This is a genomic window from Pseudalkalibacillus sp. NRS-1564 (assembly GCF_050467905.1).
GTDB lineage: Bacteria > Bacillota > Bacilli > Bacillales > Guptibacillaceae > Guptibacillus > Guptibacillus hwajinpoensis_B.
In genome coordinates, this window is record NZ_JBITPM010000044.1 from 1 (window position 1) to 13,033 (window position 13,033).

The window sequence follows — 13,033 nt, forward strand, 5'->3', positions numbered from 1 at the left end:
CAGTTTTCAAAGATCGATTTAATTCTATTAATCTCGGTGTTATTCTCCCGAGTGATAACTTCTATCTTACCAGCAACATTCATATAAGTCAATGTCTTTTTTTAAAACATTTTTGTATGTAATTTGTATGTAAGATGTTGTTTGTTTTTCGAAGTGACAAGAAACATCTTACCATGTGATAACAATGGCGTCAACCATTTATGGGAATTAATTTTCATCCCCCCTTCCTCATCAATGGAAGGGGGCAGTTTTATCCTGTAAGTACTTCTTCTTCAGGGTATCTTATTTTAGAAGTCTTCTTAGAAGCAAAGATGAAGGCAAGCGTCAGGGGACCAAGTTTACCAACCATCATGATGACAATAATTGTTACTTTTCCTATTCCATCTAGGCTGCCTGTTAATCCCATTGAAAGTCCTACTGTTCCAAATGCGGATACAACTTCAAATAAATTAACTAAAAAAGGAGATTCCTGCGTTAGTTCAAGAATAAAAACTCCGAGTATAACAACCCCTGTTGAAATCACAGTTATTGCAAGAGCTTTAATAATGATAGAGAAAGCGAGCGTTTTATGAAAAATGGTTACTTCGTTTTTACCTTTTAAAAAGGTATTAACTGAAAGGAGCATAGCGATGAAGGTAGTAAGCTTAATTCCACCTCCAGTAGAAGCACTTCCAGCCCCTATGAACATAAGACATATAATAAAAAAGAGAGAAGCTTCTTCCATACTACCGATATCTACCGTATTAAAACCTGCTGTTCGAGGAGTTACAGCCTGAAATAATGCAGCCCATCCTTTTCCTGGACCATTTAGTTGCCCAATTGTAGAAGTGTTATTCCACTCGAGCGTGATAATCACGATAAAAGCAAGTGCATTTATGATGATACTCCCTATTACCATCAATTTCGTATGAAGGGCCCATTCACGAAAATGCTTCTTATTCTTAAGATCGATTAAAACCGTGAAGCCAATTCCACCTAAGATAAACAAGAGAGTAATAACAATATTGATAACGGGATCTCCAACATATGAAGAAAGACTGTCTGACCAAATCGAGAAGCCAGCATTATTATAAGCTGAAATAGAATGGAAAATTGCTGCGTAAATTCCGCTTCCTACTCCGTATTCAGGTATCCACCTCGCCGAAAGAATAATGGCTCCAATCATTTCTATTATGATCGAAAATAAAAGTAGACTTCGAACGAGCTTAACAATGCCTCCCATTCCTTTTTGATTTAATGCCTGAGTAATTAAGAGCCTTTGAGAAACCCCGATTTTTTTCCCTATTAACAGAAAGATCACAACTGCAAATGACATAATGCCAAGCCCACCAATTTGAATGAGTAACATGATAACAAGCTGACCAAAAATAGTATACACACTGCCCGTATCCACTACTACTAGACCAGTAACAGTGATAGCAGATATTGCCGTAAACCAGGCATCTAGCCAGCTAATTGACGTTGTGGTTGCCTGTGGTAGCTTTAGAAGAAACGTTCCGATCGTACTAACAAATAGAAATAGAAGCAACAAAGCTCTAGGCGGATGAAGTAAAACCTTTTTGTATTTCAAGACATACCCCTCTTTCTTCTTTAAGAACAGCCACGCAAACCCCTCGAAATATACTTTCCACATCAAAAGCGTTAAAACGATTCATTTATATAGAAGTAAACAAAAAGAAAAAACACAGGAAATCTGTGTTTGACACGAAGATATAACCCATTAAAGTTCTTTTTATACCAAAGCCTGATGTTATTTTTATCCCTATGCTTTCGACACAATAAAGGATTTCTCAATAGGATTGAAATAATAATACATCCAGACTACCCACAAGTAAAGAAAATCATTTAGCGTCGATCTGCTCAAAGTAAAGATGTTGGTGAAGCTTACAACCATCATTAAAGAGAGACTGACAGTATGGACAAATTGAGTTTGAAGAAATGTACTGTTGTATCGTTAGTTCTGACTTGCAATTCCCACAAAGTACAGCTTTTTCATCAAATTCGTGTTTGGGCCACTTTATAACAGAATGATCCGTTGTTTCTTCATGACAATAGATACATGGATAATATGTACCACAACATTTGAATTTAATCGCAATAATGTCCCGTTTACTATAGTAATGTTGGCATCTAGTTTCATCATCTACAACTTTTCCTTTTATAACAACCTCTTCAGAACCCATTTTATATCCCTCTCTAATTCCATCTTCTATTACGTATCATTCTATCATTATCTTCCATTGTCTAGAAAAATGATTAATTAACTGATAGATCATTTTTAATCACATGGTCGGTCATGCAAATTTTGCAAAAAGAAAAACCTTTTTTGTCTCTGACATTCGCAGTCATTTGTATAAGTTCATCAAGATTACTTGAACAAATCTTTTCAACTTTCGTTCGCACACCCGCGTCTTTTTGTCGCCATAACGTTCGACATGTGGCGATATGAATTTTATTATAATCAGGATCGCTCCCTTTAAAATGATTAAATACATATCCTTCCGGATTAGCACGATACCAGTTTAAATAACGTTCTTCATTTTCTTTGAAAATACCGATCATAGTCTAGCCTCCCACTTATTTATCACTAGACCATTTTCTTCGTGACACTCGCTCCCCCTCTTTACAATTTATTACAGATACCAGTCATTTTTTAACTAAATGTAATTTATTTTCTGAAGAAGGCTTTTTACTAATCGGGTAACAAATAAAGATCGTAATATTCGACATACCAAGAGTGAGATTAGTATCAATTTTTCATCTAACCTTCTTAATAATAGTTTGATTCGTACTTATAGAAATTTAAAAGGCTCCGCTTTTATGCGGAACCTTTCGCTTTAGTTATGGAATATGGGCTTACTTTGGTGTGTTTTAATATTCTTCTTTAAATAAGGAACAATCCAACGATCAAGCCCGAACTTAGCTGCATTGTAACCAGCAATGAGCAATAATATTCCAAGGATGACCATCATTGGATTTGTACTGGTTGTGCCACTAAACAGGAAGGCAAAATTCATGATTACTCCCATAAGAGCGGCAAGTGTTGTAAATGTTCCAAGTAGTAATCCGAGACCAACAAAGAATTCGCCCCAAGGAATTAAAACATTAAAGAAATCGACATTTGGAATTGCTGCGCCTTCTAAGAATGTAGCCCACCACCCTTGAACTGCAGGATGCTCACCACTAGCGTTGGCTACTGCCCCCTGTAAGAAGCCATTTGCATCAAAACCATTAGTGATTTTTGTCCAACCAGATGTCACCCATTGATAACCAAGATATATCCGAATAAAAAAGAGTATACCAGCTGCTGCTTTATTTTCTCTTAGAAAATGAACAAACATCTCTCTCACTCCCCACTATTTATTCTTAACACACCTTTATTGTAAGGGAGCTTCTAAAAACATTATGTGAATTACATCTCTATTAATCTAACTGTTTTATATAGTTACGATTCGGGTATGAAATAACTGGATAATTCAAATAGGACAGAATCTCTTCTATCCTATGCATAACTTTCGTCTCTTTTGGATTTTCTCTTATCGATTACACGATAGAAAAGTAATGCAAGACAACCAATTAAGGTCACGTACCCCATCACACTGTACAAAGTAGCACCAGAAGTTTCTTCAAAAATCATTCCTCCAAGCAATGAACCTAGTATGCCAGACAAACCAAAAAACACCGAAATAAATAACAAATGGCCTGTCGCCTGTAAATGCTCTGGAACTAATTTGGTCACGTATTGAAAGGCCGCAACGTAAAATACACCAAACGTTACGCCGTGAAAAACTTGAAGAAGTATCGCTGCTTGAGGTCCTCCAACGTAAGCTAACCCTATCCATCTGACAGCATAGATCATACCTGCTATTAAGATAAAGACCACTTCATTAAAACGCCTAAACCAAAAATGACTTGTCGCAAATATGAGAGCTTCACTAGCAACTGCAACGAACCAGGCTAGTCCTATTTGAGATTCATTTCCACCAAGATCCGTGATATAAATCCCTATGAAACTGTCATTTGCTCGATGCGGAATGGTTAAAAACATGATCGTAATCAAAAAGAGTAGGAAGCGAGGATTCTTTCCAATCCGTATGGCATCCCATACAGTAACAGGTTTATTATGTGTTTCGACATCTGATACTCTCATAGCTGTAAAAAAAGCAAGCAAAATCATGAGCATAAAAGGAACCAAAATAAAAGCTATACCAAAAAAAGCAAAAAACTGACCAACTACTAAAGTTGAAACTGCAAAACCAATTGAGCCCCAGGTTCGAATACTTCCAAAGTTTCTATTCACGCTAGCTGCTGTTTTAACAGCTAGACTATCACCAAGAGCCCCTGTTGGGGACATAAAAACATAGAACGCCGCAGCGGAGATGAGAATAAACACATAGTTATGGTTCGTTAGAAGAAAAATGCTAATGATGGCAACGCCAACTAACGTTACGAGTAGAACCTTTTTAATTGTTCCGAATTTATCGCTTATGTAACCCCAAAACGGTTGAGCCATTATGGCTGCAAGTGGTCCGATCGCTAGGATAGATCCAATTTTACTCTCAGACATACCACTTTGTTGAAAATATACTGGCATATAGCTAATGATGATTGTATTTGCTCCATGAAAAAAGAACAAGAACAGACTAAGGAAAAAGACAGAGTCTCTTTTGGTCATCTTTTAAGCCGTCCTCCCTTGCTAAATGTGATGCGCTCAAAATACTTCTTCTAACTCTATAGTAAGTACAATTGAATTGCAATGCGCTTTCATTGGGATTGGTTCCATTATTATTACTATATTCTCCTACCTTATCAACCACTTCGAACGCCAAAAATTTCCAATCTATTACAAATATCGATCATAATTTGAAGGGGATACGCATATCTTGTAGAAATATCCAATTAGTACTAAGTTAAAATGCTGATTATGGGGGATTTCTATGAAAAATGGAAGCGAGCTACAAGAGGCGAATTTAGATATTATTTTTCACCATATTTCAGATCTTATTTTCCAAATTCGTGTGATCGATGTTCACCATTATGAAATCGAAGCTGTAAATGAAGCTTATCTAGCAAGTTATGAGACTTCCAAAGAAGCCATATCTGGGCGGAGAATCGAAGACTTTCTAGGGGTTGACCAAGGAATACAAGCGATTAAAAGATTCCAAGAAGCCATGATTCGTAAGAAAACCATTCAATTTGAAGAAGGTTATTCTTTCCCAAAACAGGGCTACAAGCTATTTGATATTACACTAGTGCCACTTGTAGAAGAGGGGAATGTTTCGAGGATCATTGGAATTGCGAAAGATATTACCGAGAAAAGAATGAATGAAGAGCACCTTGCTCAATCCGAAAAGCTATCGATTGTTGGACAACTTGCAGCTGGGATCGCACACGAGCTTCGAAACCCACTCACTTCTTTAAAGGGTTTCTTAAAATTAATACAGTTCAAAAACTCTGATCAAGACATTGATCGCTATGCCCAGGTGATGGATTCAGAATTTCATCGGATCGAACAGATTATCGATGAATTTCTTATTCTTGCAAAACCAACAAAAATTAATTTTAACTATAATCGAATCGATCTCATATTAGATGAAGTCATCGAATTGCTAAGTGGCCAGGCTAATATGAAAGCAATCATTCTAACAAAAGAGTACCACTCTTCTCTCCCAGAGATTTATTGTGAAAGTAATCAATTAAAACAAGTTTTTATTAATTTGATAAAAAATGCGATGGATGCTATCGGTGAAGAGGGAGAAATTACAATCTCAGCCCGAGAATGTAACGATAAATTACAAATTAGAATCATTGATAATGGTAGCGGAATCCCAGATGAAGAGCTTGAGAAACTCGGCTCTCCGTTTTTCACTACCAAAAAGAACGGGACTGGACTTGGGCTTACGATATGCAAACGTATAGTAAAAAAACATAAAGGGAACTTAACTATCGAAAGTAATAAGGGGAAGGGCACGATCATTACGCTCACTTTTCCAAAGGGGGTTGGCAATTAACCCCCTTGTTATTCAGGGCCTTGCGTATGGCCCTTTTGCTTTGTTTGCTCCTTTAACCATCTCTCTACCATATATAAAGCTTCTTTAGGTTTTTGCCAATGTAGAACATGACCTGTCTGTGGAATAGCGTCAATTCTACATTCACCTTTCACTTCATTCCGCATCACGTTTGCTGCATGCTTTCTATTAGTTTCATCTGCTACAGGAAGTGTTGCCCTTAGGAGATAGATAGGAACATTTACCATATGAAAAATTTCTTTGCATGGTTCTTGATAGAGGGACTTCATAATCGCTCTTACTGTACTACCACTAGCCCTTAAGGCTACGCCATTTTTCCTTTCCTCCATATCCCTATGTACCATTTGCTCCAAATACTTGCTCCACCTTCCGATTTCCATTTTCTTCTTTTGTTCATATTCTTCCAATTTTCTGTAATGATTTTCTACCACCCATTGAGACATTTGTTCAAGAAGTTCTTCAAGCGTTAGTGACGGATCATCAGAAGAATGAAGATAACCGCCATCAATCATCACGATACCTTTTACCATTTTAGAGAATTGACTACTATAATGAAGTGCCAGGGCAGCTCCCCACGAATGCCCAATGAGCCAGACTGGTACGTCACTTAATGATGTACAAACCTTATGAAGCCACTCTGTTAGAAGTTCAAAAGAATAACTCTTATCTTCATTAAATGGAGGCGTCTCACCATGGCCTGGTAGATCAATCGAGATTAAATGAAAGTAATCCTTAAGACCTTCTGCCATCTCACTAAAACCAAGTGCATTGTTCGTTAAACCGTGAAGAAGAATGACAGTTGGCTGACTCCTATCTCCCCATTCAAAACCATGAACATAACTGCCATCTATTTCTATTATGATTTTTTTCATTTCACTTTTCCTTTAAACTATGACTTACTTCATATATTCGACTAGCAGGATTCATTCCCTCTCTCTCGAAATGAGTCTGATAGGAAAATCAAATTGAGATGGAGGTAATCAATGGAAATCAGAAAAGCGGTCGTAGATGATGCTTTAGCGATAGCAAATGTTCATGTAAACAGCTGGAGAACGACTTACCGTGCGCTTATCTCAGAAGACTATTTGAATTCATTAGACGTTCAAATACGCGAGGCTCGTTGGCGGAAAGGAATTGAAAATGGAAGTATTATCCTTGTGGCAGTCGAAGAAGGGGAAATAATAGGATTTGCGAATGGCGGAAAAAACAGATCAGCTGCTTACAAATTCGATGGAGAACTTTATGCGATATACCTTCTTGAAGAAGCACAGGGAAAGGGAGTTGGCAAACAACTTCTGTGCTCGGTAGCTAAACATCTTAGAAGCGAATCTTATCAGTCTATGCTTGTTTGGGTACTGAATGGAAACCCAGCTTCTCAATTCTACGAAAGTTTTCATCCACTTCAAATTGCCGTGGAAGAAACAGAAATTGCAGGTAAGACATTTAAAGAAACCGGCTTTGGTTGGAACGACCTGAATGAATTAATTGGATTTTGTAGCTAAAGGGATTGAAGCAAAATCAAAAATGATGGCCGTGACTGCTCACGGCCCTTTTTTCACTTCACACTTTCTTTTTCTTCATATGGATGGGCTACCCATCCTGATGGATCGATGAAAAGGCGTACGGCTACAACTTGCCGATCATCCATTAATGTAAAGAAGTGTGGTGTATCAACCGGTACAGAAATCACGTCACCCGGATCGAGCTCAACATCAAAATACCCCACGCTACCTTTAATGATAAAAATCCCATGTCCCGCCGTTATCGCTCTTACTTCGTCCTCAGTATGCACATGAACCTGTTCAAATTTTTTCAGAATCTTATCAAGATCAGGCGTTTGTTCAGAAAGTGCCACCACATCCCAGTTTCCATATCCATTTCGCTGAGCTAGAGAACGAATGTCATCATCAAATACACTCAGAATTTCATTTTTCTGTTCCTCTGTAACATGACAATTCCCCTTAAGAGACGTCGGTAGCTTCTCAACATCCCAGTGTTCATATAACACTCCTTCATTCTGAAGAAATGCCCCTACTCGATCTTGACCTTCAATAACTTCATTTGTATTTCGTATTTTAATTACTGCCATTAATGCTTCCTCCTCTTTTTGTTAAGCTAATGAAACTTTGTTGATTACTGATTAACTTACAATTGCTTGAAAGCTTCGTAATTTAAGATGATATTCAAAAAGGAATTCAAATGCTTCCAGATATTTTTTTGCTTCAAAACCATTACGCCCCCATACTGTAATCCCATGATTTCGCATCAAAATGGCTTTCGTGTCATTCTTAAGCACGTGCACCACATCATGAGCTAGTAGAGAAAGATCAGCTGAATTCTCGATAATCGGTACTGTCACTTTGTCATTCTGTCCCCATAAACCAAAAGCTTTAACTAACTCCAGTCCTTGAAACGTAACTTCTCCTTCTCCCGCAAAAAGTTCAGATATAACATTATTTTCAACTGTATGCACGTGTAAGCAACAGCCTGCATCTGTCTTTGAATAGATCGCCTGATGAATCATGGTCTCTGCTGATGGTTTCAATAGAGTCTCTTCAATTGGCTGCCCTTGTCTATCCACTAGAATGAAATCTTCTTTTGTTCGTTTTCTTTTATCCTTTCCACTAGCCGTTACTAAAAATTGAAGCGGCGAATCACTTACCTTAATTGAAAGATTTCCACTTGTTCCACGGAACCAATCTCTTGCTGCTAATTCATCTTTAATATCAGCAAGTTCGTTCCATCGATTCTCCACTTGGCACATGATTCTTCCCCCCTTTCTTCAGTTAACTTTTCGACGATATCATCAAACGTTTCAAATAAAACGGCTGGAATGCCAAGTTCTTGACACTTCTCCGCTAAAAAATCTCTAGCAAACACAAAATCTGCTTGCTTTGAAGCTTCTAAATCGGTAATAGAATCTCCAATCACAATTTTTCGGTTAGCCTTTTTATCAAAACGATTTAATATACCTGGCTTGCGACAACCGCAATCTTTCGTACAATCGTCTCCACAGGCATACGGCCAAGTTATTGAGATGGTATCAGTAGTAAAATCACTGCCATTACAGAAGATATTTTCTTCTGGAATACCGTATGGCTTAAGAAGAGGGTAAATAAAGAAATCGATCCCTCCACTGACGATATAGAGCTCGATCCCTTCTTGCCTCGTGTAGTCTACGAATTCGCTAAAACCCTGTCTGATTTCAGTTGTAGCTACTAAATAATCGAGTAATTCCTGTTTCAATTTGGAAGGGATTAAGTGAAACATCCTTCCGACCCCTTCACGAATGGAAATATTTTGAGCGAGCACATCATCTTTTATTTGCTCCCACTCTTTCGGAGCAAACCGTTTCATCAAAGAAACGATATTATCAATTTTCGTAATGGTGCCATCAAAATCGCAAAAAATAATCGGCTGCTTCATCGCACTACCTCCCCGCTCCCCCACTTTGTAAGAGCCTGATGAAGTTCCTCACTATTTTGAGAGGCCTGTTCAAGAGGTTGCTCTGTTAAAACAGCTTGAATGGCATCTCGGAAAGCTTTTCCGCCTGCAGCTGCTCCATCGGGATGCCCGTGCACGCCACCTCCCGCATTAATCACACTGTCTATACCGAAATCTTTTATAAGAAGCGGTACTAGTCCAGGATGAATGCCCGCTGAAGGAACAGGGAATGTTCTTTTCAGCTTATTATTTCTCGTTAAGGCTTCTGCTGTTGCGAGCGCCTCTCTTCGATCAAGCGCTACACTCCCATAAGGCGAAGGGAAAAGGGAAAAGTCTGCCCCAGCAGTTCGAAGCAACTTTCCAAGTAATAGGGAGTAACTTACCCCATGTGTGCTTGAGGCAGCCATTGCACCAGAGAATGCAGGGTGTGCCATGATTGGAACCGGAATATCCGAGTCCTCTGAAAGTGATTGCAATGCATCTAGTCCATATGTAAAAACATTAAACAGAAGCGCATCTGCTCCTAATTCCACAGCAAGCTTTGCTCGATCACTGAGGTTTGCCGTTCTTCCTGTTAAATTCACTGCGTAACGCGTTCGCTTTCCTGTCAATTCAGCCGTTTCATCCAGCATTTTTCGTAAGGCGGGTACTCGCTTTTCAAGAGGGGTTAACTCATTTTCAAAAAGAATTTCATCGTCCTTCACAAAATCGACTCGACCAAGCGCCTGCTGTTTCATTTGTTCCTGCAATTCGCCTAACGATTTTCCAATAACTCCTTTGAAAATACTCATAACGAGCGGTCGATCGTATACTTCTGTAAGATTCCGAATACCATCTATTCCATATGCTGGACCTGGGAATTGATTAAGTAACCCTGCAGAGAACTCTAAATCAATCAGCTTAATTTCACCATCAAGTGAAAGCTTACCGATGACTGTTGTTAAAATCGCAGGTAGATCCGCACTGAAATTGATGGTGGGGTAAGCAATCGCGATGATGCCCTTTTCCCCTTTTTCCTCTACGTGAACGACTTCACCCTTATGCTTCTTTAACTGCTTTTTTTCTAATAACGGTAGATTGGTCCAAGTCCCAATCGTTAATCCAAGGGCGATCGCTTCAGCGCGCTTAGATAATTGTTGGTCATTCTTAACAAGGTAAGTTGCCACAAGATGACTCATCATGCTCATTCCTTTCCATCGCGCTAGTCCTCAATCTTTGATCATACAAAAAAGACCCCTTCACGAGGAAGAGGTCGTTATCACCATGCTCTTCCTCTTATCTTCCAGCTTTTGCTGCGAGAATTAGCACCGTGTCTTCAAGTAACCTTGAAAATCGGTTGCCGGGCTTCAAAGGGCTCGTCCCTCCACCTCTCTGGATAAGAGTATGCAACTATTCGTTTAAGTAATTGATTCGAATTATGCCAGACGTAGGAAATCCTGTCAATCTATTTTTTTACTTTTCTGAATCAAAAGAGATTAAGAGAATTAATTCGTTCAACTGCCTCACTGAGTTTCTCTTCGGAAGTTAATAAGCCTACTCTCACATAGCCTTCCCCATACTCTCCAAAGCCGTTCCCAGGCGCAACTACAATTTGAACATTCTCAAGCAAGTAGTCCGCAAATCCCTCTGAAGTAAATGATTCAGGTACTTTTAACCAGGCAAAAAATGACCCCGCAGGAGAGGTTACATCCCAGCCAATATCGTGAAGCCCCTGTATCAATACATTCCGTCTAGATTCGTACGTTTGGCGAAGGTTCTCAACACATTCCTGTGAACCTAGTAAAGCTTCTGCAGCTGCTTCTTGCACTGCACTAAACAAACTAACGTAGAAATGATCCTGAAGCAGGTTGATGCTTTCCACTACAGATGGGTTTCCGACAGCAAACCCAACACGCCATCCTGCCATATTATACGTTTTGGAAAGAGTATAAATCTCAATTCCCACATCTTTAGCACCTTCTGTTTCCAAAAAGCTTTTAGGACGTTCTCCATCGAATCCGATCGCTCCATAAGCAAAATCATGAACGACACAGATGTCATTGGCATCCGCAAACCTAACCGTTTCATCAAAAAAGCTTTTCGTTGCTACAGCAGCGGTAGGATTGTTTGGATAATTTAAAAACATGAGCTTTGCTTTTGCAAGAGCACTCTCTGGGATCGCGCTATAATCAGGCAGAAAATCATTTTGTTCAAGTAACGGCATCATTTGCATATCCGCTTCAGCCATCGCAACACCAGACCAATAATCAGGATAGCCAGGATCTGGCACGAGCGCCACGTCACTTTTATTTAACAAACATTGACTGACTTCTACAAGGCCAGCTTTTCCACCAAAAAGGACGGCTACCTCTTTCTCCGGATCAAGCTCAACACCAAACTCTCGCTTATAGAAGTCAGCCGCGGCTTGTTTCAGAAAAGGTTGTCCCTTAAATGGCGGATACTTGTGGTATGCAGGGTTTTCAGCTGCCTGCTGCAAAGACTCGATAATATGCGCAGGCGTCGGCTGGTCAGGATTTCCTTGGCCAAGGTTAATAATGTCATATCCCGCCTCTACATAACGGTTCACTTTTCCAGCAAGCTTCGCAAAAAATTGTTCTGGTAAACGTTTAAGTGCATCTGAAGTTTGAAATTGTTTCAAATGGAATCACATCCTGTTAAAATTTTCGAGAAATTCTAATAAGTTATGTTATCTTGGATACACAACCATGTAAAGGTCAATTTCTAAACATGTAAGGAGGACAAATCAATGAAAAACCTTGCCCTGTTGCAATTTGATATTGCTTTTGGCAATCCAGAAAAGAATTTCTCTAAAGTTGAAGAGCTTGTTTCTAAGGCGGTGAGTGACAAACCAGATATCATCGTTTTACCAGAATTGTGGTCCACAGGTTATGATTTATCTCGTCTTGATGAAATTGGAGATACTGATGCAGAAAAGTCGATTGCTTTTCTATCTCGCCTCGCAAAAAAACGACGTAAATATTGTCGGGGGCTCCATCGCTAAGCATCATAACGGCGAAGTAACGAACACCATGCTTGTGTTCAATCGAGATGGGCAGCTCGTTCATGAGTATAGCAAAGCGCACCTGTTTCGTTTGATGAATGAAGAGAAATTCCTCGTTTCTGGAAATGAAAAAAGTCATTTCACACTTGAAGAACTCCCATGTGCCGGGTTCATTTGTTATGATATTCGCTTTCCTGAGTGGCTTCGCCTTCATGCAGTTGAAGGTGCCCAAGTATTGTTCGTACCAGCAGAATGGCCAAAGCAACGCACCGATCATTGGCGAGCATTACTTATCAGTCGCGCGATTGAAAATCAGTGCTACGTGATTGCTTGTAATCGTGTCGGGGCAGATCCTGATAATACGTTTGGAGGACACTCATTGATCATTGATCCGTGGGGAACAATTATCGCAGAAGCAGGAGAAGAAGAAGTTATTTTAACAGGTTCTATTGACGAAGAGGAAATGTCATCAATCCGGAGTCGCATTCCTATCTTTGAAGATCGACGTCCAGATATTTATAAATAATATTCAAAATATTATTGACAAACATGTTCCTTT

General features: G+C 39.2%; 13 protein-coding genes, 1 pseudogene and 1 riboswitch. Of the genes and pseudogenes, 3 read left to right on the forward strand and 11 right to left on the reverse strand.

What is annotated here, in order from left to right; genetic code table 11:
- Window positions 1-250 precede the first annotated feature (250 nt).
- From ACIFPW_RS19520 to ACIFPW_RS19540, 5 genes are all read right to left on the reverse strand, one after another.
- Window positions 251-1,570, reverse strand: a complete 1,320-nt coding sequence (locus ACIFPW_RS19520) for a TrkH family potassium uptake protein (RefSeq protein ID WP_430246665.1) — start codon at window positions 1,568-1,570, stop codon at window positions 251-253.
- Between the two features lie 271 nt (window positions 1,571-1,841).
- Complete coding sequence (locus ACIFPW_RS19525) at window positions 1,842-2,183, reverse strand: CHY zinc finger protein (protein ID WP_430246667.1); 342 nt, start codon at window positions 2,181-2,183, stop codon at window positions 1,842-1,844.
- Window positions 2,184-2,256: 73 nt separating this feature from the next.
- Window positions 2,257-2,562: a hypothetical protein gene (locus ACIFPW_RS19530; RefSeq protein WP_194219967.1), complete on the reverse strand. Its 306-nt coding sequence runs from the start codon at window positions 2,560-2,562 to the stop codon at window positions 2,257-2,259.
- Between the two features lie 275 nt (window positions 2,563-2,837).
- Window positions 2,838-3,341: a DoxX family protein gene (locus ACIFPW_RS19535; RefSeq protein WP_430246670.1), complete on the reverse strand. Its 504-nt coding sequence runs from the start codon at window positions 3,339-3,341 to the stop codon at window positions 2,838-2,840.
- 161 nt (window positions 3,342-3,502) lie between these two features.
- Window positions 3,503-4,675, reverse strand: coding sequence for an MFS transporter (locus tag ACIFPW_RS19540; RefSeq protein WP_430246672.1), 1,173 nt, complete (start codon window positions 4,673-4,675; stop codon window positions 3,503-3,505).
- A 262-nt stretch (window positions 4,676-4,937) separates the two neighbouring features.
- Here ACIFPW_RS19540 and ACIFPW_RS19545 point away from each other — a divergent pair, with 262 nt between their 5' ends.
- Window positions 4,938-6,011 carry an ATP-binding protein gene (locus ACIFPW_RS19545; protein ID WP_430246674.1) on the forward strand — a complete coding sequence of 358 codons (1,074 nt, stop codon included), beginning with the start codon at window positions 4,938-4,940 and terminating at the stop codon, window positions 6,009-6,011.
- Between the two features lie 8 nt (window positions 6,012-6,019).
- Here ACIFPW_RS19545 and ACIFPW_RS19550 read toward each other — a convergent pair whose 3' ends face one another.
- Window positions 6,020-6,901: an alpha/beta fold hydrolase gene (locus ACIFPW_RS19550; RefSeq protein WP_430246676.1), complete on the reverse strand. Its 882-nt coding sequence runs from the start codon at window positions 6,899-6,901 to the stop codon at window positions 6,020-6,022.
- Between the two features lie 111 nt (window positions 6,902-7,012).
- Here ACIFPW_RS19550 and ACIFPW_RS19555 point away from each other — a divergent pair, with 111 nt between their 5' ends.
- Entirely contained in the window at window positions 7,013-7,531 is a 519-nt protein-coding gene (locus tag ACIFPW_RS19555; protein WP_430246678.1) for an N-acetyltransferase family protein, read from the forward strand.
- Window positions 7,532-7,584: 53 nt separating this feature from the next.
- On the opposite strand, the gene ACIFPW_RS19560 is transcribed toward ACIFPW_RS19555, so the two are convergent.
- The 5 genes from ACIFPW_RS19560 to ACIFPW_RS19580 form a co-directional block, all read right to left on the reverse strand.
- Complete coding sequence (locus tag ACIFPW_RS19560) at window positions 7,585-8,118, reverse strand: acireductone dioxygenase (RefSeq protein WP_194219961.1); 534 nt, start codon at window positions 8,116-8,118, stop codon at window positions 7,585-7,587.
- A 51-nt stretch (window positions 8,119-8,169) separates the two neighbouring features.
- Window positions 8,170-8,793, reverse strand: a complete 624-nt coding sequence (locus ACIFPW_RS19565) for a methylthioribulose 1-phosphate dehydratase (RefSeq protein ID WP_430246680.1) — start codon at window positions 8,791-8,793, stop codon at window positions 8,170-8,172.
- Entirely contained in the window at window positions 8,739-9,455 is a 717-nt protein-coding gene (locus ACIFPW_RS19570) for a 2-hydroxy-3-keto-5-methylthiopentenyl-1-phosphate phosphatase (protein WP_430246682.1), read from the reverse strand. The genes ACIFPW_RS19565 and ACIFPW_RS19570 overlap by 55 nt, the downstream gene beginning before the upstream one ends.
- A complete protein-coding gene (locus ACIFPW_RS19575) occupies window positions 9,452-10,651 on the reverse strand; it encodes a 2,3-diketo-5-methylthiopentyl-1-phosphate enolase (protein ID WP_430246684.1) in 1,200 nt (399 codons plus the stop codon). The genes ACIFPW_RS19570 and ACIFPW_RS19575 overlap by 4 nt, the downstream gene beginning before the upstream one ends.
- Before the next feature lie 94 nt (window positions 10,652-10,745).
- Window positions 10,746-10,855, reverse strand: a riboswitch (SAM riboswitch).
- Window positions 10,856-10,938: 83 nt separating this feature from the next.
- Window positions 10,939-12,111, reverse strand: coding sequence for a pyridoxal phosphate-dependent aminotransferase (locus ACIFPW_RS19580; protein ID WP_430246686.1), 1,173 nt, complete (start codon window positions 12,109-12,111; stop codon window positions 10,939-10,941).
- A gap of 108 nt (window positions 12,112-12,219) precedes the next feature.
- Between ACIFPW_RS19580 and ACIFPW_RS19585 the strand changes: the two are divergent.
- A pseudogene (locus ACIFPW_RS19585) lies at window positions 12,220-13,000 on the forward strand (carbon-nitrogen family hydrolase).
- Window positions 13,001-13,033 lie beyond the last annotated feature (33 nt).

Coding starts and splice junctions, on each gene's coding strand:
- ACIFPW_RS19525 (WP_430246667.1), bottom strand. CDS start 2,183: ATGGGTTCTGAAGAGGTTGTTATAAAAGGAAAAGTTGTAGATGATGAA.
- ACIFPW_RS19530 (WP_194219967.1), bottom strand. CDS start 2,562: ATGATCGGTATTTTCAAAGAAAATGAAGAACGTTATTTAAACTGGTAT.
- ACIFPW_RS19535 (WP_430246670.1), bottom strand. CDS start 3,341: ATGTTTGTTCATTTTCTAAGAGAAAATAAAGCAGCAGCTGGTATACTC.
- ACIFPW_RS19540 (WP_430246672.1), bottom strand. CDS start 4,675: ATGACCAAAAGAGACTCTGTCTTTTTCCTTAGTCTGTTCTTGTTCTTT.
- ACIFPW_RS19545 (WP_430246674.1), top strand. CDS start 4,938: ATGAAAAATGGAAGCGAGCTACAAGAGGCGAATTTAGATATTATTTTT.
- ACIFPW_RS19550 (WP_430246676.1), bottom strand. CDS start 6,901: ATGAAAAAAATCATAATAGAAATAGATGGCAGTTATGTTCATGGTTTT.
- ACIFPW_RS19555 (WP_430246678.1), top strand. CDS start 7,013: ATGGAAATCAGAAAAGCGGTCGTAGATGATGCTTTAGCGATAGCAAAT.
- ACIFPW_RS19560 (WP_194219961.1), bottom strand. CDS start 8,118: ATGGCAGTAATTAAAATACGAAATACAAATGAAGTTATTGAAGGTCAA.
- ACIFPW_RS19565 (WP_430246680.1), bottom strand. CDS start 8,793: ATGTGCCAAGTGGAGAATCGATGGAACGAACTTGCTGATATTAAAGAT.
- ACIFPW_RS19570 (WP_430246682.1), bottom strand. CDS start 9,455: ATGAAGCAGCCGATTATTTTTTGCGATTTTGATGGCACCATTACGAAA.
- ACIFPW_RS19575 (WP_430246684.1), bottom strand. CDS start 10,651: ATGAGTCATCTTGTGGCAACTTACCTTGTTAAGAATGACCAACAATTA.